This window comes from Rheinheimera salexigens (assembly GCF_001752395.1).
Taxonomy (GTDB): domain Bacteria; phylum Pseudomonadota; class Gammaproteobacteria; order Enterobacterales; family Alteromonadaceae; genus Alishewanella; species Alishewanella salexigens.
Genome location: NZ_MKEK01000001.1, coordinates 745,705 through 769,259, shown reverse-complemented (window position 1 = coordinate 769,259; position 23,555 = coordinate 745,705). Strand labels below are relative to the sequence as shown.

Below are 23,555 nucleotides of genomic sequence, written 5' to 3'. Positions count from 1 at the left end.
GATTTTTTGCAGTAAACGCTGGCATTATACGATGCATCTGGCGCAGCGCAACATAATTTCTCTGTTAATTTATTTGCTTGGCTAAAATTACAGCAGCTTCGAAATAAGTTGGCTGCATGTTACACTTGCCGCGATTTTTATTATGGGTTGTATTATGCATAGCTCTGAGTCTTTATCTCATTCTTATTCTGAATTTGCTGTCGCACCTCGCGCTGGTTTATGGCGGCGGTTAGCGGCAATGTTTTATGACTGGTTAATCTTAATTGCCTTATGGATGCTCGCCATGGCTTTGGGACTGGGGCTAGTGGCCTTGCTTAATAGCGCTGGGGTAATTTCTTTTGCCAATTATGCCGACCCGGCGGCTTATATAGCGGATCATAAAATTTGGTTTCAGCTATATTCTTTAGCACTGTTTATAGGCTTTTATTTATATTTTTGGTGCAAAGGCGGCCAAACCCTAGGTATGCGCAGTTGGCGTGTTCTATTAGTGCAGCAAGATGGCCGACCGGTTACTTTAAAGCAAGCGGCTATCCGCGCCTTAACCGCTTTGTTGGGGCTGGGTAACTTGTGGTTGTTAATCCGTTGGGGTAAAGGCTTAGCCTTACAAGACCAGCTAAGCCACACCCAAATGGTGGTGTTAACTAAACAGCAAAGCCGGGCCTTAAACCTGTATAAAAACGCGCGCTAACCAGAGCCCTACTGCACTTTGTACAACCACTCTTGGCTTAAATACTTCTCGGTGACTAGTGTTTTAGCGCTGCCAAGTTCTTGCGGCAAATACTGTCCTGTTTGGGTTGGGTAGTTTTTAGAAAAGTGCTGAATAAAAGCGTCGATAATGGCGGCTCGAGTTAAGCCCGTTTGGCTGCGCATGGGGTCGACTCGCTTGTTCGCGCTGGTAATGCCTTTATCAGAGAGTTTTTCTCGGCCAATACGTAACACCTGCAGCATTTTGTTAGCGTCTATATTGTATGCCAAAGTGGCATGGTGAACTAACACCCCGCTAGCAAAGCGTTTTTGGGCCGCACCGCCTATTTTACCTTGGTCAGACGCAATATCATTTAACGGTTTATAGTGAGCGTTAATGCCGACTTCCGCTAAAGCTGCCAACACCCAAGCGTCTAAAAACTGATATGACTGTTCAATGCTCATGCCATCTACTATCGATGTTGGCACCGTTAACGAATACGTAATGCAGTTGCCTGGTTCCATAAACATGGCACCGCCACCTGTTATTCGGCGCACCACTTTTATATCGGCATTTTTTGCTGCCGGCATATCTATTTCGTTCTTTACCGATTGAAAACAGCCTATCACCACTACAGAGTCATCCCAATCCCAAAATCGTAATGTGGGCCCGCGTAAACCTCTCGCTACCGAGTTGGCTATCACTTCGTCTAACGCGACATGCTCAACTGCTGGTAAAGTAACCGGCGGGATCAGGGTAAATTGATGATCAAGCCAACTACTGGCATGGCCTAAAGCACGCCGAACTACGGTGGCGACTGCTTCTGCAGAGAAACCAAACATCACCACATCGTCGTCGAGCGCTTGTTGAATAGCTGTGGTAAGGGTTTTATGGCTAGCGCTGCTAGGTAAGCCTGTAAGGGCTTGGTTAATGCGGGTTAACGCGCTATCTGGTTCTAAGAAGAAGTCACCGGAAATACTGACTTGGCTTAATATATCCTGTTGCACTGCTACATCTGCAACCACTAACTTGCCGCCTGGTACCTTATATTCACCGTGCATCGCTTCACCTTGCTTTTTAGTTTGCTGTTAAGCCTTTGCTTCATTCTAAAAAACCAACCCTTGCTAAGCAAGCTTTAGCTGCACTCACTCCGCGGGTAAGGTAAAGCTAAAACGACTGCCCTGGCCTGGTTCACTAAAAATCATTAACCGACTGTTGTGGCGTGATAATACGTGTTTAACAATAGCTAAACCCAAGCCGGTGCCACCGGTGTTTCTAGCCCGTGCTTGGTCTACTCGGTAAAAGCGTTCGGTTAAGCGTTTCACATGTTGCGGTGCTATGCCTTCGCCATTATCGATTACCGAAAATAGCGCGCTCAAATGCTGGCGCTGCCAACTGATTTGAATGTCGCCACCGGCTGGCGTGTATTTAATGGCATTAATGACTAAATTAGAAAAGGCACTGCGTAGCTCTTCGCTTACACCAGTAACATACAAACTATTATCAATTTTAAACTGAATATGATGCTGCTTTTCTTGATTTAAGCTTTCGGTTTCAAGCTTTAATTGCGCCAGCATCGCAGGTACATCCACTTTATCTTCAAATTGCACTCGGGCTGAGGCCTCTATTCTCGATAGCGTTAATAATTGCTGAACCAGCCCATCCATACGCTTTGTTTGTTCTAACATTACCGTGTGAGCTTTGCGCCAAATTTTCTCATCTGGCACACTCTCGTCGTCCATTAATTCTAAATAACCTTGTAATACCGTTAATGGCGTACGTAACTCATGCGATACATTGGCGACAAAATCTTTGCGAACTTGCTCTAGCTGTTTAAGTTGGCTGATATCGCGCACGGTTAATAAATATTGTTCAGCACCGTAAGGTACGATATTAAACTCTAGGACCAACTGTTCATTAATCGGTGAAGCGAGCTCTAATGGTTGGCTAAAATTAAGCTGTTTTAGATAGCTTAAAAAATCAGGATGGCGAATAAGATTATGTAAACGCTGACCTTCGTCATCTGGCCAGTGTAAACCTATTAGCATTTGCGCCAGCTTATTGCACCAAATTATGGCCCAATCGGTTGTTAACACCACTACCGCTTGAGGTAAAGCTTCCGCACCATCCCGAAAGCGGCGAACTGTATCGCGTAACAAACGTTGCTTGCGCCGCTCTTTACGCTGTTGATAATAGAAGCCTTCAAATAAATTACCCCAAACTCCCTCGCTTAACGGCGGGGATAGTTTGCGATCGCGCCATAACCATTTATCTAGTAAAAATAAATGATGATAGTGCCACAGCAATAAAGCGACACTTAAAATCAGTAAGGCCGCTAAGGCACTATTCGACAAAAAACCCACCACACCGATAAAACAAAATAACAATAGTACTTTGCTGTAAACCTTCTTTTTAGACAGCAATTGGCGCATGGGCGTGGTTAACCTTATTTAGCTGAAAAACGGTAGCCAGAGCCCCGTACGGTTTGAATGAGTTTGTCATGTTCAGCATGAGAAATCGCTTTGCGTAAGCGGCGAATATGCACATCTACGGTGCGATCTTCGACATAGACATTGGTGCCCCACACTTGATCTAGCAACTGTTCACGGCTGTATACGCGCTCGGTATGGGTCATAAAAAAGTGTAATAACCGAAATTCGGTAGGCCCCATCTCTAGTGCCGTACCGTTGGCAGTGACCCGATGCGACACCGGATCTAACACTAAGCCTTGAATAGTAATCGTATCATCTAAGCTAGTAGGTGACACGCGACGAATAACGGCCTTGATCCGCGCCATCAGCTCTTTAGGCGAAAAGGGCTTAGTCACATAGTCATCAGCACCCACTTCTAAGCCACGAACTTTATCTTCTTCTTCACCGCGCGCGGTGATCATAATAATCGGAATATTGCGGGTGATTTCATGTTGTTTCATTTTCTTGGCAATTTGAATGCCGCTACCACCCGGTAGCATCCAGTCCAGTAAAATAAGATCCGGATAAGGCTCTACGATGGCCAGTATTGCCTCATCATAATCGGCGGCGGTATCGGCTTGATAGCCATTTTGTTCAACCACAAAACTTAACATATCCCGGATGGGTGCTTCATCTTCCACAATCAAAATGCGTCTGGACATTGGGTTCCTCAAGCTTTCGTAAATACTTATTTTAAATACTTATGTTGCTTAGTATCACTGCACATTATGACAGTTTTATGAAACGGTTAGCTTTATATTACCTTATCCCGCAATGGCAATGTAGCCCGTTTTTATATCGTAATTTTTCCGTCATAAAAATGTCATTTCTCTGCGCTAGGCTGCGTGCAGTTAATTTAAACCTAGTACTTGCACCCATAAAAATACAACGGAGAAATAACCATGGCTTTAGCAAACTTAATGAAACTTAGCGCTATTACTACCGCCCTATTTTTGGCCGGCTGTGGTGGTGATGTGATTCTTAATACAGGCGGTAATGGCAACGGTGGCAATAGTGACGGCGGTGGCACAACGCCACCTACTAGCAGCTGCCCAGCATTTGCTACTGAAGGCGCTAAGTTAACCGGCAATGATAAACCAGTATGTGAACTGACTGGCACCATCACCGCAGATGCGCGCTTAAGTGCCGATATTCTCTGGTCACTTAACGGCAAAGTGGTGGTAGGTAACGATAATGCCAATAGCGCCACCTTAAGCATAGCGCCAGGCACCTCGGTCTTTGGTAAAAGTGGAGCCGATTATTTAGTGGTGGCCCGCGGCTCTAAAATTAATGCCGTGGGTACAGCAGCAGAGCCGATTATTATGACATCTGTTAACGATATGTTGGGACTGTCGAATGATGAGTCTAGCGCAGAATGGGGTGGCTTAGTGTTATTAGGCAAGGCGCCTACTAACAAGTGTAACCAAGCCGATTTAGCCAACTGCCAAGTAGAGTCTGAAGGCGAAGCTGGCCCTTATGGTGGTGCTAACCCAGACGATAGTAGTGGCGCATTAAAGTACTTACAAGTGCGTTATGCCGGTTATGAAGTTATTCCAGATAACGAGCTAAACGGTATTACCTTTGCCGGTGTTGGCCGTGGCACTGCAGTGGAATATATCCAAGTGCATAATAATTTAGATGACGGTGTCGAATTTTTTGGTGGCACGGTAGATGCTAAATATGTGGTATTAACCGGCAATCAAGACGACTCACTAGACTGGGCGGATGGTTGGACAGGCCGCATGCAGCACGTGTTAATTAAGCATAATCCTAATAACACTAAAGCTAACCGTGGTATAGAAGCCGATAACCAATCGGGTAACTTTACGGCCGAGCCCGTTAGTAAGCCACGCATTGCTAATATCACCATTATTGGCAATGCCTTTGATGGCGAAGACGACTCTGAAGGTGTGCTACTGCGCGCGGGTACTGCCGGAGAGTTGTATAACATGATTGTTACCGGCCCTACCGGTATGGGCGAATGTTTGGAAATTAATAGCGATGAGTCGGTGGCTAACGCTAATAATGGTGAAATCTTAATCCGCAACTCCATTATCGATTGTCCTGAAGCCTTTAAAAACACCGTTGATGGCAATAAAAACGTGACCTTAGATGCGCAAGCTTGGTTTTTAGCCCAGCCTGGTAACTTAGTCACCGACGCCATGCTAACTGGCTATATGCCACAAGCGACCTCTCCTGCTCTGAACAATGGCTATGACGTTAGCAATAACGTGGACGGTTGGTTTGATGCCGTTAATTACATTGGCGCTTTTGATGGCAGCAATGACTGGACTCAAGGCTGGACTATAGGTTTTACCGACTAATCCATAACAGCAAATAACGTTCACTTTCGGTGCTGCATGAAAAGTGATTGCAGCACCCTACTTTTTAAAGCTGATAGGATGACTTTCAGATGAGCAGCAAACAAGCCTTAACTTTTAGTCGTGTCAGTCGCAGTGTACTGCTAGCGCTGACATCGGCTACAACCTTTATATCCTTAGCCACCTTTGCTGAACAGAGTGTTGCTGTTGCAGCAGCGCCAGACCAGATAGAACATATTGCCATTACTGGTCGCTTAATTAGTTCTGCTGCCTCAGCGGCTGCCGAGCGGCGTGAGCATACCTATGTGGCAGAAGTGTTGGGCATGGAACAAATTGCCCGCGCAGGTGATAGCAATGCGGCGACAGCGTTGCGCCGAGTCACGGGCCTTACCTTAGTAAAAGATAAATTTATATATGTCAGAGGCTTAGGCGAGCGTTATTCAAGCACCTTACTTAATGGCGCTATGGTACCTAGTCCCGATCCTACTCGTAATGTCATGCCATTAGATATGTTTCCTGCTGGCATTATCGACAGCTTAGTGGTGCAAAAAGCTTACTCGCCAGATTTACCCGCGGCCTTTGGTGGCGGTAATGTTAATATTCGCACCGTGAGCATTCCCCGCCAAACCAGTTTTAGTATGGCCTTAGGCACCGGTTATAACAGCCTAAATAATGAGGACGGTTATGTGTATAGTGGCGGTGCTGATGACTGGCGAGGTAAAGACGACGGCACGCGTGCCATGTCACCGTTATTACAGTCGGCATTGCAGCAATATGGCACTATTACTCGCACTACTATTGCCCAAGCTAACGGCGGAATTACCGCAGCCAACCTTGCCGCTGCTGATACCGAGCTGCGTAATTTAGGTTTAGCCTTTAATCGCGATATTGCTATACGTTCTAGTGACGTTGAGCCTGATTTAAATGCCAGCGTATCTTTTGGTGATCGCTATAGCATCAGTGATGACATCGTGTTTGGTATGATGTCAGGCTTAAGTTATAGCCGCGCTACCGACAATATTGAGCAACAAGAGCGCTATTATTCTGTTTCTGGTGACAATTTAGTGCCTCTAAATCGCTATGATGACATTAGCGGTACCGAGCATCAGGTTAAATTATCTGGCATGCTAAATTTTGGTGTTGAATTTACTCCCGCTCACCGCATTGAAACCACTAGCTTGTACCTGCTTGATAGCAAAGATGAAATTAAAATTAAGCAAGGCGATAGTATTGAAACGATTAATGAGCCTAATCGCAACAATACCGATACCAGCATTCGCTATGAAGAACGCAGCCTTATTAGCCAACAAATACGCGGCCAGCACCAGTTAGATGATATCGCCGGTTTAGCGCTAGATTGGCAGTATACCCAAGCAAAAGCTCGCCGTGATGCACCAGGTGAGGTGGATTTTCGCTATTTAAACGAGCAGCAAAGTGACGGCAGCGTACAATCCTTTTTACGCCGTAATCAAAACGCGGTTAATTACAGTTTTAGCGATATGAACGATCGAACCAAAAGTGCCAATCTAAACTTTTCGTTACCAGCAAACATAGGCAAAGCTGAATTATTATTCAGTGGTGGTTACGCCAATTTTCAGCGCAATAGACATGCCGAAACCAATTTATTTAATTTTGATACATTAGGCTTTAGCCTATCCCAGCTTACTGACGGTTTTAGTGACATTTTCTCTGATACCAATATCAGCAACAGCAGCAATGGCTTTAAAATTTCTAACGTAACTACGCAAGCCGATGATTATGTCGCCGCGCAGATTATTGATGCTGGCTATGCTGCCATAGAAATTAATTATGATTACTTATTTAAAATAAACCTTGGTCTGCGCTACGAAGACTTTAAACAACTGTCATTACCCTTAAATGCCAACGGTGATATTAGCGGTAACGTGTTAGATTCTGTACTAGTAGAGCAAGACTTTTACCCTGCTTTATCATTAACTTGGTTTATTAATGATGAGCTACAAGCTAGATTTGGTTATAGCAAAACCGTGGTAAGACCCGACTTACGTGAAGTCACGCCAGTGCTGTACCTAGACCCATTAACCGAGTTTAAAGTGACCGGTTATGCTGGACTAACAAGCACCGATATTAATAGCGCTGAAGCGCGCTTAGAATGGTATCAAGATAATAGTAACTATAGCGTTGGCGTATTTTATAAAGACTTATCTAAGCCAATAGAAGCCATAGAGTTATCGGGCTCCGACGGTAATTTGTTAATGTCGTTCCGTAATGCTCAAGGTGGCAAAATTTACGGTATTGAAGCTGAAGTATTGCAACAACTGGATATGTTTAGTGGTCAACTGGGCGACGTTGCTGACAACTTTTATCTGGCATCGAACCTAACCTTAAGTGACTCTGAAATCAGCATTCAGCCGTTACCTGGCGCAAACCTGACTCATAGCAAACGCGGGCTAAGTGGCCATTCTAAATATGTGTTAAATATGCAGCTTGGTTATGACGCCGATAACGATCAGCACCATGCCACGCTAACTTATAATGTGTTTGGCAAGCGCATCGCTTTTGCCGGTGTGAATGATAAAGATGATGCCTATGAGCAACCGTTTAACTCGTTAGATTTAACCTATAGCTATACGCCAAGCGAGAATTTAAGCTTGAAACTAGCCGCGAAAAACTTGCTAGATCAAGATGTCGAAATATTACAGCAAGGCCAAATATTACAACGTCGAGCCGAAGGCCAAGACTATAGTTTAAGCCTAAGCTATAACTTTTAAACCAATATGCGCTTATCGATGCATAAGCGCTTAAAAAATTCAGCCATAAAAAAAAGGTTTGTCACTATAAGTCAAAGTGGCAAACCTTTTTAATTTAAGCTGCTTTACTTTCTTTGTTACACTGAGATTTTAGCGTTAAGTTAACTGCGCTGCTTATCGACAATCTGCTGTAATTCGGCATCGCTAAAATGCGCTACATTACGCCCTTTGCAGAGAAAAATAACATGCTGGCAAATATTACGGCTATGATCGCCAATACGCTCTAACGCTCGGGCGATAACAAATAGCTGCATGCTAGGGCCGACTTGGCTGCTGTCATTGCTCATGGCGCTAATGCTTTGCGCCACAATACGATCGTAATCTTGATCAATCTCTTTATCTTTGCGCAGTACCGTAAGAGCATCTGTTGCGTCCATCCGCTCAAAACTGACACAAGCGCGTTGTAACATATGCAATACGCGATGGCCCATGACATCTATTTCATCTAGTTGCGCTTGATTAGGCCTGTCCGTATCGGCTTGTTCTAATAAGGTTTTTGCTACCCGCTTGGCTAAATCGCCAATACGTTCAATATCGTTAATGCTTTTTAATACCGTTAATACTAAGCGCAAGTCACTAGCAGCGGGTTGGCGGCGGGCTAAGATATCCAGACAATGTTCATCAATATCAACTTCAAAGTCATTTACTCTATGGTCGCTGGCTACCACTTGCTCAGCACGAGCATGATCAGCTTCAACAAAAGCGGCTATGGCATCCGTTAACTGCTGCTGAGTTAAAGCAGCCATTTGTAGCAAACGATCCACCGCTTGTTGTAACTCGGTATCAAAAGCTTGGGAATAATGGCGGCCGATTTTACTATTGGGCATAATCTAATACTCCTTTATTAACCTAACCTAATTGGGTAAGGCCTTTTAAGCGGCCTACTTGAACAGTTGGCTTAGCCATAGCGGCCGGTAATATAGTCTTCGGTACGTTTTTGTTTTGGGTTGGTAAATAGCTCATTGGTATTGCCAATTTCAATCACTTGCCCCAGATGAAAAAACGCCGTGCGATCTGATACTCGCGCTGCTTGCTGCATATTGTGGGTAACAATGACGATGGTGAAATTTTGTTTTAGCTCATCAATTAGCTCTTCAATAATTGAGGTTGCGATGGGATCTAACGCCGAACAAGGTTCATCCATTAAGATTATTTCAGGGCTAACCGCAATGCTGCGAGCAATACATAAACGTTGCTGCTGACCGCCGGATAAACCGGTGCCAGGCTGATCTAAGCGATCTTTCACTTCTTGCCACAAACCCGCACGGCGCAAGCTAGATTCTACAATATCGTCTAAATCGGCTTTACGCTGGGCTAAGCCGTGTAATTTGGGGCCATAAGCGATATTTTCATAAATCGATTTTGGAAACGGATTCGGCTTTTGAAACACCATGCCTACCTGCGCACGTAATTGCACTACATCGATATTGGCCGCATTGATATCCCGTTGGTCTAACAAAATTTGCCCCTCGACCCGACAGCCTTCAATGGTATCGTTCATCCGATTCATACAACGCAGAAAACTGGATTTACCACAGCCTGACGGACCAATAAACGAGATCACTTCGTTTGCATGCACATCCATATTAATGCCGTGCAGCACTTGGTTTTGGCCGTAAAACACTTTGACGTCTTTGGCCGCTATTTTAACTGTGTCAGGCACTGTGTCAGGTACTGTTGCCGTTGTAGGTTGAGTTTTAGACTGAATGTTGTTCATTAAGATATCCACTTTTATTGCAATTTAATGCTTAGTAGTTAATACGTTACCAATTACGTTGGAATTTTTTACGTAAGAAAATAGCAATACCATTTAAACTTAACATCATGACTAAAAGCACTATGATGGCAGCTGAGGTTCTGGCTTCAAAAAAGTTACGCAATTCATTACCTTGCCATAAGAAAATTTGCACTGGCAGCGCGGTTGATTGCTCAAAGGGGGTAGCCGGTACTGATGCGACAAAAGACTTCATACCGATTAGTAGTAGCGGTGCGGTTTCACCTAAGGCTTGGGCAACACCTAAAATAGCGCCGGTTAATATACCGGGGATAGCCAGAGGTAATACATGATGGAACACCGCCTGCATTTTTGACGCCCCTAGTCCCAGTGCCGCTTGTCTAATTGATGGTGGAATGGCTTTTAAAGTAGAACGAGTCGCGATAATTACCGTAGGCAAGGTCATTAATGACAAAACAATACCGCCGACAATGGGCGCCGACATGGGCAAGTTAAACCAACCTATTAATACCGACGCGCCAAGTAAACCAAATACAATGGATGGCACAGCGGCTAAGTTATTAATATTGACTTCAACTAAATCGGTAAAACGGTTTTGCGGTGCAAACTCTTCTAAATATATTGCCGCCGCTACGCCCATTGGCACGGCCAATAATATCACCACTAACAACATATAAAATGAGCCCATAAAGGCGCCCGCTAATCCGGCTGAAGCTAACGAGCTACGCGAATCTGGGTTCATAAACAAGGCAAAACTAAAGCGATTCTGAATAATACCCTCTTTGGCCAATTGCTCGGCCCAGCGTTGTAGCACCGGACTTAGCTGCTGTTGCTCATCTGGCAAGCTGCGGTCAATATTACCTTTTAGCCAGACATCAATATTGGCATCGGTCAGTAAGTGTAAACGACGAGTTTGGCCCACGATGTCTGGGTTGGCTAAGACTAAATCGCGCAGCGCATAACGCTCACCCGAGGTTACAACGCGGCTTAATTCACGGCGGTGTTTATTCGCATCGGGCAATACTTGTTTTAAGCTATTGGTGATTAAGCGATTAAAGTTAATAAAGCCCACTTCGGTTTGCCACTGCATGCTACGTTGTTGAAATGCTTGCTCTGATTCAGTGGCTGTTTTAACTGGTTTATCAGACACTTTAACAATGGCCGGATCGAAATAAATATCTAAGGTAATGCTCGACTGCCAAAACGCCGGTAAACCTTTAGAGAAAATATTAATAAACAGAATTGCTACTAAACCTAAGCTAATTAATACCGCAGAAAAACCTAAACGGCGAAACAACTTTTCTTTAGTGTGTCGTTTAGCTAATGACGCTTGTACTTTTTGCTGCACCGCTTGTTGATGCTGTAATTGCTGCTGTGCCGCAGACAGTGCTGGCGACTGGCTAGCGTCGGCGGTTTTAACTGATTTTGGGCCTGAAGGCCTAGTTGAAGGCATAGTCATAGCTTACTCGTATTGTTCACGGTATTTACGAACGATAATTAAGGCGAAAATATTGAGCAGTAACGTAATGACAAATAACGTTAAGCCTAAGGCAAACGCTACTAACGATTGCGGGCTAGAGAAGTCATTATCGCCGGTTAATTGATTAACGATGGTCACCGTTACGGTAGAGACGGCTTGAAACGGATCGGCGGTTAACGCCGGGCTATTACCCGCAGCTAATACCACTATCATGGTTTCGCCAATGGCCCGACTGGCCGCTAATAGCACTGCGCCCACTATGCCTGGTAAGGCTGCGGGTAGTACTACTTTAATAATGGTTTCAGATTTAGTGGCACCTAAACCTAATGAAGCATCACGCAACGACTTGGGTATTTGGGTAATAATATCGTCTGATAACGATGAGATAAACGGGATAATCATAATGCCCATTACTACCCCAGCAGTCAGTGCCGACGTTGCCCGAATATCTAAGCCAATAGCCGTACCGAACTGGCTAAGAAAAGGTCCCACCGTCACTAAGGCAAAGAAGCCGTAAACGATAGTGGGAATACCGGCCAATATTTCAATTAATGGCTTAGCGGTATTACGCAGCTTTAATGAGGCATATTCTGATAAATAAATGGCCACTAATAAACCCAGCGGAATAGCCACTAGCATGGCAATAAGCGCGATTAAAAAAGTACCTGATAGCAACGGTAAAATACCAAAGCTTCCTTGGGCTTCACTGCCTACTGTGGCAAAGCGTGGATTCCAAGTGGTACCAAAGAAAAAATCGACAGGATTAATAAAGCTAAAAAACTTTAGTGTTTCACCCACCATGGATAACACGATGCCAATAGTGGTTAACACTGCTACGGCGGAACAAAGAATAAGCAGTACTTTTACGGCGGATTCAACTTGATGCCGAGCTTGTAAACGCGGGGTAATTTTATACAAACTGAGCAATAAGCCCATCGCCGCAATAACGGCAATTAAGGCGGTTAATACCAGCGCGCTATTACTGCGCAATTGCTTTAAGTGCTCAGCGGCGGCCAGTTCCCAGGGCAGTGCATCATCCACCACCGCAAAATTACTGGCTAAATTGCTAATACGCTGCGATACCACTTTAAGTTGATCTGCCGATAGGCTGCTAATATCAGCTGGTAACTGGGCCAACATTAAGCCATTAATGGCTTGTGGTGCTAACCATAACCAGACTAGTAACAGTAAAAAAGCGGGTAACACCGCCCATAACCCGACCATTACACCGTAATGATGATTACGCGAATGCATTTTAATGCCGTGATGGGCAGTTGCTACTTTACGACTACGTGTAATGCCAAGTTGATAGCCAACAGCCATCAATATTAATAACAGCATTAGTAATGTAAGGTTACTCATTAATACTCCGTAGTAAACCTTAATGGTTTTAGGCTTTTCAGCCCTAACCTAAGCGGTATAGTTAACGTATAGCAGCAGTATAAAGCTGGTTTATTGCAGTTTTATTACAGCCATAAAACTGCAATAAATTTGTAGCATTACAAACTAAACCAGCACTTAATGGAACAGCAGCTAGCAGCTTTACAATGCTACTTTTTGCGTTATTTTTGCCGTTATTTCACTGCGCTCTTCATCTGATAGTGGAATTAATCCAGCCTGCTCTAATTGACTATCAAAACCAGACATTACATCGCTAACAAAGTACTGGGCGAATTGTTGCAAACCGGGGATCACACCAATATGCTCACCTTTAATATAAAAATATAATGGCCGAGACACCGGATATTCACCGCTTAAAATACTGTCTAAATTTGGCTCTACACCCGAAACCGTAGCGACTTTAATTCGATCCCGATTGGCTTCATAAAAACTTAAGCCAAATACGCCTAAAGCATCTTTCTGTGCCGATAGCCGAGCTAAGGTCTCAGTATAATCACCTGCTATTTCAACTACTTTGCCATCTGTTCGCATAGCGGTGCAAAAGCCATGTTGCTCAGTTTTAGCTAGGGCTTTTACCGCAGGTAAGGTTTTACAGCCTGGCAACACGACTTTTTCTTCATACACTTCACGAGTACCGTGATTAGAGCCTGGAATAGCCAGTAAGATGGCTTGATCAGGCAGCGACTTATCTATTTCTGACCAGCGATTATAAGGATTCGCTACCATTTGGCCTTGAACTGGTACTTGCGCAGCTTGGGCTAAAAACACATGTTCTGGCAGTAAGTGAAAGATTGCAGCGTCAGTACGAGAAGCAAATACAATACCGTCGTAACCAATTTTTACTTCAATAATTTGCTTAACGCCATTGTCATGACAGGCCGCAACTTCATTCGGACGAATTTCACGTGATGAGTTGGCAATATCAATTGTATTGGCTCCTACCCCTTGGCAAAACTGGCGTAAACCACCTGATGAACCACCAGAGCCTACTACAGGGGTGCGAAATTGGGCAAAGCTTTGGCCAAATTCTTCAGCGACAATAGATGAGAATGGTAAAACGGTAGATGAGCCAGCAATTTGAATAGTATCGCGACTGGCGGCCTGAGCGGAGTTTATGCTTATAACTGTCAGTGAAGCAGCTAAAGCGATGCGTGTTAAGGTCTGCAGTTTCATATCAAGTTCCCAAGTTTTGGTAAGATAACGCCTGCAGTATGCTACGGTTTTATTACACTGATATGACAGACAATAATTAAAGTAAAAGTAAAAGTAAAAAAAATGCCCAGTCAATTGACTGAGCATTTTAAATTTACACGATTAAACACTTACATCTTTTATACCTAGTAGGTAATTAACTTATTGCGCAGTTAATTCTACAAAGGTATTAGCTTGCTCTACGCCATCTTCATCATGGAATTTAATCACACCAAGATATGGAAATGGGCTCGCCGTCAAGCCAGTGCTCATAATAGTGATATTATTATATCGCGTATTAATCGCTCGAGTACTCGCAGCTATTCGTACGTTACCTTCATCTTCTGCCACTACCCAGTACGGAAGGGTATAGTTAGCGCTGGCACTACCTAGCAAGTCGTAACCATGCACCCAAACAATATAGAAGTCACCGTTAGCACTATTATTGGCAGGCAATGGATCGCGCAAGGTCACTTCCTCATTGCCACCAGCGCGCAATGAAGTTCCAACTGGACTACAAGAAAAGGCGATACAACGGTATACGTATAAGTCTAAATCCGCTTCAGGCACAGTGCTTAACGCTTCATATAAACTAAAGCGTAATACCCGCACATCTTCAGGGATGACGAATATATGCGTACCTAAGCCAGCCTCATTAAAGCTAAAGATTCTATCAGTATCTTGACTTACAGTCGCTGATGAGCCAAATGGTTCACTTAGACCAGAGACGCTAGTACTAGTACGACCGCTGTAGTTCATTAATACAGGGAAAGTGTACCGACCACGATTAGCTTTAATAACACCATTGATTTCTTCTGGAGCCGTAATTAGCTCAGGTGAAACTAGCTTGATGGCTATTGGGCTACGGACATTATTAACACCATTACTTAATGTCAGCGAACCGAATTGCCATTGCTCTAACGGCGCACCAGAAATGGGTGTAAACACTAGAGCATACGTAGCGCTACCATTAGCAGGTACGTTAACCGTTGAACCTGGGGCTAAATCGCCACTGGCATTTTCGGTTAACAACGTCACAGTGGTGCCACTAGGCGCATTCACGGTTAAATTATAACTAGAAGCCGTGCCTGATACATCTGTAACTTGACGATATATTGTTTGTGCAGAGCCTAATTCAGCTATACCAATAGACGGTAAGTTAAGTTGACTAGGATCAGTTAAGTATCCTGCGGCTTCAAACGCAGCACAGCTAAAGCCGCTGGAATTTAACACAAAGGTTGAATTACCAATGCCACATAAAAAGGCATAGTAATCAAAGTTTTCAATGTCGTAAGTTAATCCCGGATTATTGGCTTGTACGGGTACAGCATGGCCGGCACCAAAATCAAACGGATCGGCTGGCGTAGTGCCATCTTCTTTAGTAATGTTTTGTCTAGCGGTAGTCATCAACGCTGATTTAATCATCGCTGGTGTCCAATTGCTGTGCTCACCTTTCAGTAAAGCAGCCATACCGGCGATATGTGGGCTCGACATCGAGGTACCTTGCAGATAGACAAAATCACGACCTGGAGCTGACAGCATTGGCTGCGACGAAGCAGCAGCTAATATTTTCACACCGGGTGCGGTAATATCCGGCTTAATAACATCAAAGCTGGCTATATTAGGGCCTCGTGATGAAAACTCAGCCATAATATTACCAACTTCTGGTACATCATTAACAAACACGCTTGGGCTTAATTTTATTTCAACTGTCGCGCCTGACGAGACTTCAGCATTAATAGCACTACCATCTGCTTGGCTGATCATCACCGCAGGAATGGTTAAAGTGGTGCTGCTCCCCCCCATGACGATTGGCGATGCCGGCGAATTGTTATAAACAATTGCACCCACTGCACCAGCAGCTTGGGCATTGTCTAATTTAATATCAAAGCTACAACCACCACGCTGGATTAAAGCAAACTGACCGCTGATAGCCGCTGGATTAGTCAGTGCCGAACAACCGTCTAAAGGCACAGCTACGATAACATCTGCAATAACATCACCAGTTTCACTTAATGGTTTAGACTGTGCACCTTCTAGCGCGCGATAAATGCCACTAAGCGGTCCCATTGTTATTTCTATACCACTGGCAACACTAAAACCAGTATAGGTAGACGCTGCGACAGTGGTCACCCAAGGTGCAGGCGTACCTACTGTTTCGGCTGCAGGTCCACTATTACCCGCCGACACAGCAACAAACACACCCGCTTGCGCTGCGCGTAATTTTGCAGCTGCAGCAAGCGTAGTTAAATCAGTTAAACTGCCACCTATTGAGTAGTTAATAACATCTACCCCGTCAGCTACTGCTTGATCGATTGCAGCCATAGTATCGCCATAGAAACAGCCGCGCTCAGCGACGCCTTCTGGGCTAACATAGCTACTATTCCAACACGCTTTGTACGCAGCGATACGCGCTCGCGGCGCAATACCAGAAATAGTCGCGACGTCTGTACCATTAAAGACTGCCGTTACGTTTTCATTACCCCCTGCTGTAGAAGCGGTGTGGGAGCCGTGATTATCAGCATCACGTGGTGAAACAAATTCGCCTGGTTGAAGATCGTACACGGTCTCAAAAGTGTTTTTAAAATATCGAGCACCGATTAATTTATTATTACAGCTAAACGCTTCATCTTCACCGGTATCACAGGCACCTGCCCAGCCCGCTAAAGGTCCATAACTACCATCATCTGCAAAGCTTGGGTGCTCTGGCCAGATCCCAGTATCAACGATACCAATTACAACATCGTCACCTTTAATGCCTAAAGTATGCTGGCCATCAGGACCGGTTAAACCTAAAAAAGCCGGTGTATTGGCCGTGTCGAGTTGCTGTGCTTCATCGCGCCAAACTCCCACTACATTAGCATGATGCTTTAGCATCTCTGCTTGTTGTGCAGTCATTTTGGCGGAATAACCATTAAAGGTGTGAGTATAAGAATAGAGGACTTCGCTACCACCAGACTGCGCAGCTAATCGTTGGTGAAACTCTGTGAGTTTTTTATTATATTGCTGCAAGCTAGCCGATGCCGCATTATAACGGTTTAAGCCTTGGGTGACATTTTGTCGTGCCGGTAATAACTCGCCCAATTCAGCGGCTTTTTCAATACCAGTTTTACCTTTAATTTGTACAATGTAGGGATGTAATTGCTGATCATCAGCAGCATGTTTGAGTACAGATAAATCAATATCAATTTCGTGTTCGCTTGGCGCTATGGCTGCATGGACACTGCCTATCGCCAATGCAACCGCAAACGCGGTTGGGGATATAAATCGATTTAGTCGCATGGGTATCTCCAAATAATGATTGTTATGCGCTGCAATGCAGACATTACTACTTGGTGATTAAAGGCTATATCCACTACCGCGATAATCACGCTATTTGCAAACAGCGATATTTTTTTTATCTAACTATATTTTTAAACAAATTTTCTAACTAACTGCTTGGTTATGAGCTCAGCTCACTGAGTTAAGTGTTTTATCTAACTTTAATTTTCGTAGTAATTTTTACAAAAATTTCTGTATAAAAATCAGACACCAACATTAGATACAAATATTTAACATCAAAGCTTAAAACCTCATACCTGCAGCTTTAGCGGTTATAATTTCGTTTTCGCAAAGCTTAAACGCTATAACCTAACTGCATAAAAACCTGACAGTTATGTTTAAAACGGCGACACTTAAGAACGACGACGACGTAATAGTAAACCGCCTGCTGCCATTAAGAATAAGAATGCCGTTGCTGGCTCAGAAACCAATGACGCCGGACCTAGCACTAGTGATTCAGAAATTAATAGATCACCGTCGTCAGCAGTAAATACGTCAATAAACCCTGGTGCAAAGTCGATATCCCAAAAGCCCTGGAAGGCAAAAGTGTCTGTTACATCATTGACATCAAAACTTAAAAAAGTAAAACCAGCAGCTAAATTTGACGGGTCGTAATCGGCAAAGAATCCAAAACTAGTGCCAATATCGAAACCAAACAAGGTAAAGGTGTTCCATTGCATTACCTCTCCAGCAACAATATCGTCTAAATCTATTGATAACCAACCAATAGGAATAGGGCCTGTAGGATCTTCAATAAGTAGTTCTTGGGTTAAAATTGGCCCGGCTTGGGCGCTTTGTGGCATTAATGAGAAACTAAATAATGCCAGCATCAGGATAAAAATAGACTTTTTAATCATGGCTAAACCTCTAGTATTTATTATTAATGGTTTTATGTGCAGTTAGCCTGCACTAGCAGGGTATTGCATGAAACGAACCATAAATTTAATAGTGAATAAATACATAGAGTTAAAAATTTAAACTCATAACTTTCGTTATTTTGATGCTATTTTAAAAATTAGTGTTTAAATAACGGACAATAAAAAAGCGAACCGAGGTTCGCTTTTTTATTGAACAGTGCAGATTAAGACCAATCTAATATAACTTTTCCTGACTGACCTGAGCACATAATGTCAAAGCCTTGCTGAAATTGATCCACCGGCATGACATGGGTGATCATCGGTGTTAAGTCTAAACCTGATTGAATTAAACTGGCCATTTTGTACCAAGTTTCAAACATTTCACGGCCATATATGCCTTTAATTACTAGGCCTTTAAAAATGACTTTATTCCAATCCACTGCCATATCACTGGGTGGAATACCTAACATAGCAATTTTGCCGCCATGATTAATGGTATCCAGCATGCTATTAAAAGCGGCTGGTACGCCAGACATTTCTAAACCAACATCAAAGCCTTCGGTCATGCCGAGTTCTTTCATAATCTGTTTTAGGTCTTGCTTACTAACATCAACCGCACGTGTAGCGCCCATTTTTAAAGCCAGCTCTAAGCGATACGGGTTAACATCGGTAATAACGACATGGCGTGCACCTACATGACGCGCGACTGCTGCAGCCATAATCCCAATAGGCCCAGCACCGGTAATCAAGACATCTTCACCAACTAAGTCAAACGATAACGCAGTATGAACGGCATTACCGAAAGGATCGAAAATAGCGGCGATATTATCTGGAATATTATCGGCTATTTTAAAAGCGTTATACGCTGGGATGACTAAATACTCGGCAAAAGCACCGGCACGGTTTACACCCACACCAAAGGTATTGCGGCATAAGTGCACCCGACCGGCACGACAGTTGCGGCAATGACCACAGGTAATATGACCTTCGCCAGACACTCTATCGCCAACTGTAAAGCCTTTAACTTCTGAACCCATGCCTTCAATAACACCGACATACTCATGACCAACCACCATACCATGAGGAATAGTGGCTTTTGCCCAATCATCCCACTTATAGATATGGACATCAGTACCACAAATAGCGGTCTTTTTTATCCGGATAAGCACATCATTCGGACCGACTTCAGGCTTATCAACTTCGGTTTGCCAAATACCAGGTTCTGCTTTTAATTTTGCTAATGCTTTCATTTATAGCTCTCGCGTAGCTGTAGCTTAGTTATTCTTAACTGTTACCTAATTGGGGTTTAATACTCGCTAGTGCCGGCTGAGCGCTATGCGATAACGCCCATATCTTTACCAATGCGAATAAATGCGGCAATGGCTTTGTCTAATTGTGCTGTGGTATGCGCGGCTGAAATTTGAGTTCTAATCCGAGCTTGGCCTTTTGGCACTACAGGGAAAGAGAAACCAACAACATAAATACCTTCAGCTAGCATGCGCTTCGACATTTCTGCTGCTACTTTAGCGTCGCCTAACATTACTGGAATAATGGCATGATCTTTACCGGCTAAATTAAAGCCAGCGGCAGTCATTTGCTCCCGGAAATAATTGGCGTTTTGCCATAATTTAGCTCTTAGCTCGCCACCTTGCTGCAACTTTTCTAATACGCTAATTGACGCAGCCACAATTGACGGCGCTAATGAGTTAGAAAACAAATACGGCCGTGAGCGCTGACGTAACCACTCAACCACTTCTTTTTTACCTGAAGTATAACCACCTGACGCACCACCTAAGGCTTTACCTAAAGTGCCGGTGATAAGATCTACCCGGTCCATTACGTCGCAGTACTCATGGGTTCCGCGGCCTTCTTCGCCAACAAAACCAACCGCATGGCTGTCATCTACCATCACCATGGCATCGTATTTATCGGCTAAATCACAAATGGCTTTTAAGTCGGCGATAACGCCATCCATAGAAAAAACACCATCAGTAGCAATTAGCTTAAAGCGGGCACCATCGGCAACCGCTTGCTTTAATTGCGCTTCTAGCTCGGTCATATCATTATTAGCATAACGGTAACGCTTAGCTTTACATAAACGCACACCATCAATAATAGAAGCATGATTTAACGCGTCAGAGATAATAGCGTCTTCTGCCCCTAATAAAGTTTCAAATAAACCGGTATTAGCATCAAAGCAAGACGAGTATAAAATAGTATCTTCTGTGCCTAAGAAAGCACTAAGCTTTTGCTCTAAGGTTTTATGAATATCTTGGGTACCACAAATAAAGCGCACTGAGGCCACACCAAATCCATGGCTAGATAAGCCTTCCTGAGCTGCGCTAATTAAGTCAGGGTGATTAGCTAAACCCAAATAGTTGTTAGCACAAAAGTTTAAAACTTGCTCGCCACCTACAGTAACATTGGCTTGTTGCTGAGACGTAATAATCCGCTCCGCTTTATATAAGCCTTCTGCTTTTACTTCATCTATTTGTTGTTGGATATGTTGCAGAAAATGATTGCTGCGCATAACGCCTCCTGATGCGAAAATAACGGGGAATAATTCAATAAGCCATTGTAATGTTTATAGCCAACTACTGCAGTGCTTTTTAAGCCTCTGCTTGGCGCTTTCGGCATATAAGCGTAAACATAAACTTACAATAACTATATCAGCTTACCGGCCAACACTGCATAGTGTTGCTGTAAACGTTGAATTTGATTCAGTGCTGAAGGTGTAGCATAAGGTTTAAATAATAAAATGACTTTTAACACCCCTTGGTAAACACTGGCTTGATCTATCGGCTTATCGGGCGCTTGAGTTTTTAAATAGCTAATCCAAAACGTGACCAATAATTTAATGCTGTGAGCTAAATTAACAATGTCCGCGTCTTCTATGGCAATAACATCGGATTTTTTAAGCGCGGTTAATACTAAGGTTACTCTTTCCAGCACGCCTTGCTGCACTCGCATATAATCTTGCTGTAATCCGGGATCTCGAGCCAAAATGTCGGGTAAATTGGCATAAAAGAAGTGAAACCGCCACATTAACTCAAATACCACGTCTAAATACGAAGCCAAAGCATCTAATGCCGATTGATCGGGTTGCGGTGGCTGAATACGGTTCTCTAATAGCTTGGCGTATTCTTTAAAAATATGCCGAACAATATCCTCTTTATTCCTAAAGTGGTAATACAGATTACCTGGGCTAATACCAAGATGAGCCGCGATATGATTGGTTGTTACTTGGCGCTCACCAACTTGATTGAATAATTCAATGCTAGCTTGCAAAATTTTATCTTTGGTTCTCAACTTTTTTTCCATCAACTAATCAGGCTTACTTATTATATTGGTTATTTGCTATAGTAACGCCAAATAGACTATAAACTCTAGTAGCAGAACAAAGCTGGTGCTAAAGCGTGAAGGAAAAAGCGAAACCTCATGAATATAAAAGCAATTTATCCAGGCACCTTTGATCCACTTACTAATGGCCATGCTGATATAGTGCAACGTGCGTCACGCATGTTTGATCAAGTTATTGTTGGCGTAGCCTCTAACCCTAGTAAACAACCGCTATTTAGCTTAGAAGAACGCGTAGCATTAGCTAGGCAAGAATTTGCGGGCATAAAAAATGTCTCGGTAATTGGCTTTTCTGGTTTATTAGCCCAATTTGCTCACGAGCAGCATGCCCAAGTATTATTGCGCGGTGTAAGAGCGGTTGCTGATTTTGAATATGAATTTCAACTAGCCAGTATGAACCGGCAACTGAACCCGACCTTAGATAGTTTATTTATGACACCGTCAGAAAAAAACACCTTTATTTCTTCTACGTTAGTTAAAGAAGTGTGTCGCCACAATGGTGACGTGTCTAGTTTTGTGCCAGCGCATGTTGAAATCGCGCTAAAAACACGATTTCAACAACTACAAGATCAGGGTTAACCCTTTTACTTTAGCTGCGCCAACTACGCATTTTATGGCCTTTTAGCGCATAGAATAAGATAAACAAATAGCAAGGTAGCATAACAATATAAGCGCCTTGCTGACCAAGGCTGCCACTGGCCACACTCCAGGCTAAAGGACCAAAAGCCCCACCCGCTATACCCATAATTAATAATGCAGAGCCAGTGCTAGTTAATGGCCCCAATCCAGATAATGCTAACGGCCATACTGCAGGCCACACTATCGCATTAGCTAAACCTAACACCGCAATTAACAGCAAAGTATCTGGCAACATAGCGCCACCAAATGGCACTAACAAATGTTCCGCTAACCAATATGAATCTGGGCTATCACTAACAATCACTAGGGTTAATACCACCCCTAGCATGGCCGATACCGCTAACGCTGCTTGTTGCGATAATAAACGCGGGATCATAATAATGCCCAAAATATAGCCCAGCACCATTAAAGCCATAGTATAGGATGTCATCACGCTATAGCTTTTCACCCCTAACGACAGCGCATATAAACCGATAGTGTCTGCCGCTATGACTTCTACCGCGACATATAAAAATAAAGCAATAATACCAAAACTTAAATTCGGCCGCGTTAAAGCCGCTTTAATTAAACCGGTACTGCTGGCATTATCGGCTTCTTTTTCTAACTCAGGTAAAGGCGAAAACTTAACCGCAACCGCTAATAAGCCTAAAAATATGGCTAAACCTAAATAAGGCAGCACTAAGCCATTGGCCATAGCGTCAATTTGTACTGAAGTTAATGCCGCCGCATCTGTGGTATCAGCAAAACTATTTAAAATTAATGCAGTGAAAACAATAGGTGCTACTACACCCGCCAGCTTATTAAGAATACCCATGATGCTCACCCGCACTGCAGCGGTATGCTCTGGGCCTATTTTTACCACATAAGGGTTGACTGCCGTTTGCAGTAAAGTTTGCCCAGCACCTATAACCAGTTGCGCTAATAAAAACAGTGAGAACATTTGAGTTTTGGCTGCCGGTATATAAAGCAAGCCCGCTAGCATCATCACTGCCATGCCTAACGCCATACCATTTTTGTAGCCAACCTTACGAATTAACCAAGCCGACGGTAGCGCCGTAAACGTGACGGCGATATAAAAAGAAAATACCACTAACGACGCTTGGACAGGTGTTAACAGCAGCATCTGCTTTAAATAGGGCATTAACGAGCCATTAAGCCAAGTGGCAAAACCAAGTACAAAAAATAACATTGCCACGATGACCATCGGGAACACGCTACTGGGCTGGGCTTTATTTGTTGCCGTTGTCATACTGCATCCTTGTTGTTATTTTTATCTGCTGTATTCATTTTTTAATAACTATATTCGTT

18 protein-coding genes are annotated in these 23,555 nt (G+C 43.6%); 4 read left to right on the top strand and 14 right to left on the bottom strand.

The genetic code is table 11. The annotated features are described in order from the left end of the window. The first annotated feature begins 154 nt into the window (after positions 1-154). Positions 155-688, top strand: coding sequence for an RDD family protein (locus BI198_RS03650; RefSeq protein ID WP_070048328.1), 534 nt, complete (start codon positions 155-157; stop codon positions 686-688). Between the two features lie 8 nt (positions 689-696). Here the strand turns inward: BI198_RS03650 and BI198_RS03645 are convergent, their stop codons facing one another. The 3 genes from BI198_RS03645 to phoB all read right to left on the bottom strand — a co-directional run bounded on the left by BI198_RS03645 (position 697) and on the right by phoB (position 3,818). Beyond that, positions 697-1,746: a lipoate--protein ligase family protein gene (locus BI198_RS03645; protein ID WP_070048327.1), complete on the bottom strand. Its 1,050-nt coding sequence runs from the start codon at positions 1,744-1,746 to the stop codon at positions 697-699. Between the two features lie 84 nt (positions 1,747-1,830). Continuing rightward, the gene (gene phoR, locus BI198_RS03640; RefSeq protein ID WP_070048326.1) at positions 1,831-3,117 is read right to left on the bottom strand and encodes a phosphate regulon sensor histidine kinase PhoR; all 1,287 of its coding nucleotides are present in this window, start codon (positions 3,115-3,117) and stop codon (positions 1,831-1,833) included. Positions 3,118-3,131: 14 nt separating this feature from the next. Then, positions 3,132-3,818 carry a phosphate regulon transcriptional regulator PhoB gene (gene phoB / locus BI198_RS03635; RefSeq protein ID WP_070048325.1) on the bottom strand — a complete coding sequence of 229 codons (687 nt, stop codon included), beginning with the start codon at positions 3,816-3,818 and terminating at the stop codon, positions 3,132-3,134. 240 nt (positions 3,819-4,058) lie between these two features. Here phoB and BI198_RS03630 point away from each other — a divergent pair, with 240 nt between their 5' ends. Continuing rightward, the gene (locus BI198_RS03630; protein WP_235605224.1) at positions 4,059-5,480 is read left to right on the top strand and encodes a hypothetical protein; all 1,422 of its coding nucleotides are present in this window, start codon (positions 4,059-4,061) and stop codon (positions 5,478-5,480) included. Positions 5,481-5,569: 89 nt separating this feature from the next. Further along, entirely contained in the window at positions 5,570-8,227 is a 2,658-nt protein-coding gene (locus BI198_RS03625; protein ID WP_070048324.1) for a TonB-dependent receptor domain-containing protein, read from the top strand. Positions 8,228-8,367: 140 nt separating this feature from the next. On the opposite strand, the gene phoU is transcribed toward BI198_RS03625, so the two are convergent. The 10 genes from phoU to BI198_RS03575 all read right to left on the bottom strand — a co-directional run bounded on the left by phoU (position 8,368) and on the right by BI198_RS03575 (position 21,560). Continuing rightward, positions 8,368-9,093 carry a phosphate signaling complex protein PhoU gene (gene phoU, locus BI198_RS03620; protein ID WP_070048323.1) on the bottom strand — a complete coding sequence of 242 codons (726 nt, stop codon included), beginning with the start codon at positions 9,091-9,093 and terminating at the stop codon, positions 8,368-8,370. Between the two features lie 71 nt (positions 9,094-9,164). Continuing rightward, positions 9,165-9,983: a phosphate ABC transporter ATP-binding protein PstB gene (gene pstB, locus BI198_RS03615; RefSeq protein WP_235605222.1), complete on the bottom strand. Its 819-nt coding sequence runs from the start codon at positions 9,981-9,983 to the stop codon at positions 9,165-9,167. 46 nt (positions 9,984-10,029) lie between these two features. Continuing rightward, positions 10,030-11,460 carry a phosphate ABC transporter permease PstA gene (gene pstA, locus BI198_RS03610; RefSeq protein WP_235605221.1) on the bottom strand — a complete coding sequence of 477 codons (1,431 nt, stop codon included), beginning with the start codon at positions 11,458-11,460 and terminating at the stop codon, positions 10,030-10,032. A 3-nt stretch (positions 11,461-11,463) separates the two neighbouring features. Next, positions 11,464-12,843: a phosphate ABC transporter permease subunit PstC gene (gene pstC, locus BI198_RS03605; RefSeq protein ID WP_070048322.1), complete on the bottom strand. Its 1,380-nt coding sequence runs from the start codon at positions 12,841-12,843 to the stop codon at positions 11,464-11,466. A 180-nt stretch (positions 12,844-13,023) separates the two neighbouring features. Continuing rightward, positions 13,024-14,055: a substrate-binding domain-containing protein gene (locus BI198_RS03600; protein WP_070048321.1), complete on the bottom strand. Its 1,032-nt coding sequence runs from the start codon at positions 14,053-14,055 to the stop codon at positions 13,024-13,026. Between the two features lie 180 nt (positions 14,056-14,235). Then, positions 14,236-17,355 (bottom strand): S8 family serine peptidase, encoded by a 3,120-nt coding sequence (locus BI198_RS03595; RefSeq protein ID WP_070048320.1) that lies wholly within the window; start codon positions 17,353-17,355, stop codon positions 14,236-14,238. 392 nt (positions 17,356-17,747) lie between these two features. After that, complete coding sequence (locus tag BI198_RS03590; RefSeq protein WP_070048319.1) at positions 17,748-18,251, bottom strand: PEP-CTERM sorting domain-containing protein; 504 nt, start codon at positions 18,249-18,251, stop codon at positions 17,748-17,750. A 224-nt stretch (positions 18,252-18,475) separates the two neighbouring features. Then, entirely contained in the window at positions 18,476-19,501 is a 1,026-nt protein-coding gene (gene tdh / locus BI198_RS03585) for an L-threonine 3-dehydrogenase (protein WP_070048318.1), read from the bottom strand. A gap of 83 nt (positions 19,502-19,584) precedes the next feature. Further along, entirely contained in the window at positions 19,585-20,781 is a 1,197-nt protein-coding gene (locus tag BI198_RS03580; protein WP_070048317.1) for a glycine C-acetyltransferase, read from the bottom strand. Positions 20,782-20,915: 134 nt separating this feature from the next. Further along, entirely contained in the window at positions 20,916-21,560 is a 645-nt protein-coding gene (locus BI198_RS03575; protein WP_235605220.1) for a TetR/AcrR family transcriptional regulator, read from the bottom strand. Positions 21,561-21,689: 129 nt separating this feature from the next. On the opposite strand from BI198_RS03575, the gene coaD reads away from it, so the two are divergent. Further along, on the top strand, positions 21,690-22,187 hold the full coding sequence (gene coaD / locus BI198_RS03570) for a pantetheine-phosphate adenylyltransferase (RefSeq protein ID WP_070048315.1): 498 nt from the start codon (positions 21,690-21,692) through the stop codon (positions 22,185-22,187). Between the two features lie 10 nt (positions 22,188-22,197). On the opposite strand, the gene nagP is transcribed toward coaD, so the two are convergent. Continuing rightward, positions 22,198-23,496, bottom strand: a complete 1,299-nt coding sequence (nagP, locus tag BI198_RS03565; protein ID WP_070048314.1) for an N-acetylglucosamine MFS transporter NagP — start codon at positions 23,494-23,496, stop codon at positions 22,198-22,200. Between the last annotated feature and the right edge of the window lie 59 nt (positions 23,497-23,555).

Excerpts from the sequence above, each read along its gene's own strand:
- BI198_RS03625 (WP_070048324.1), top strand. The coding sequence starts at position 5,570 with ATGAGCAGCAAACAAGCCTTAACTTTTAGTCGTGTCAGTCGCAGTGTA.
- coaD (WP_070048315.1), top strand. The coding sequence starts at position 21,690 with ATGAATATAAAAGCAATTTATCCAGGCACCTTTGATCCACTTACTAAT.
- phoB (WP_070048325.1), bottom strand. The coding sequence starts at position 3,818 with ATGTCCAGACGCATTTTGATTGTGGAAGATGAAGCACCCATCCGGGAT.
- BI198_RS03580 (WP_070048317.1), bottom strand. The coding sequence starts at position 20,781 with ATGCGCAGCAATCATTTTCTGCAACATATCCAACAACAAATAGATGAA.
- pstC (WP_070048322.1), bottom strand. The coding sequence starts at position 12,843 with ATGAGTAACCTTACATTACTAATGCTGTTATTAATATTGATGGCTGTT.
- phoR (WP_070048326.1), bottom strand. The coding sequence starts at position 3,117 with ATGCGCCAATTGCTGTCTAAAAAGAAGGTTTACAGCAAAGTACTATTG.
- nagP (WP_070048314.1), bottom strand. The coding sequence starts at position 23,496 with ATGACAACGGCAACAAATAAAGCCCAGCCCAGTAGCGTGTTCCCGATG.
- BI198_RS03590 (WP_070048319.1), bottom strand. The coding sequence starts at position 18,251 with ATGATTAAAAAGTCTATTTTTATCCTGATGCTGGCATTATTTAGTTTC.
- pstA (WP_235605221.1), bottom strand. The coding sequence starts at position 11,460 with ATGACTATGCCTTCAACTAGGCCTTCAGGCCCAAAATCAGTTAAAACC.
- BI198_RS03595 (WP_070048320.1), bottom strand. The coding sequence starts at position 17,355 with ATGCGACTAAATCGATTTATATCCCCAACCGCGTTTGCGGTTGCATTG.
- pstB (WP_235605222.1), bottom strand. The coding sequence starts at position 9,983 with ATGAACAACATTCAGTCTAAAACTCAACCTACAACGGCAACAGTACCT.
- BI198_RS03630 (WP_235605224.1), top strand. The coding sequence starts at position 4,059 with ATGGCTTTAGCAAACTTAATGAAACTTAGCGCTATTACTACCGCCCTA.
- phoU (WP_070048323.1), bottom strand. The coding sequence starts at position 9,093 with ATGCCCAATAGTAAAATCGGCCGCCATTATTCCCAAGCTTTTGATACC.
- tdh (WP_070048318.1), bottom strand. The coding sequence starts at position 19,501 with ATGAAAGCATTAGCAAAATTAAAAGCAGAACCTGGTATTTGGCAAACC.
- BI198_RS03650 (WP_070048328.1), top strand. The coding sequence starts at position 155 with ATGCATAGCTCTGAGTCTTTATCTCATTCTTATTCTGAATTTGCTGTC.
- BI198_RS03645 (WP_070048327.1), bottom strand. The coding sequence starts at position 1,746 with ATGCACGGTGAATATAAGGTACCAGGCGGCAAGTTAGTGGTTGCAGAT.
- BI198_RS03600 (WP_070048321.1), bottom strand. The coding sequence starts at position 14,055 with ATGAAACTGCAGACCTTAACACGCATCGCTTTAGCTGCTTCACTGACA.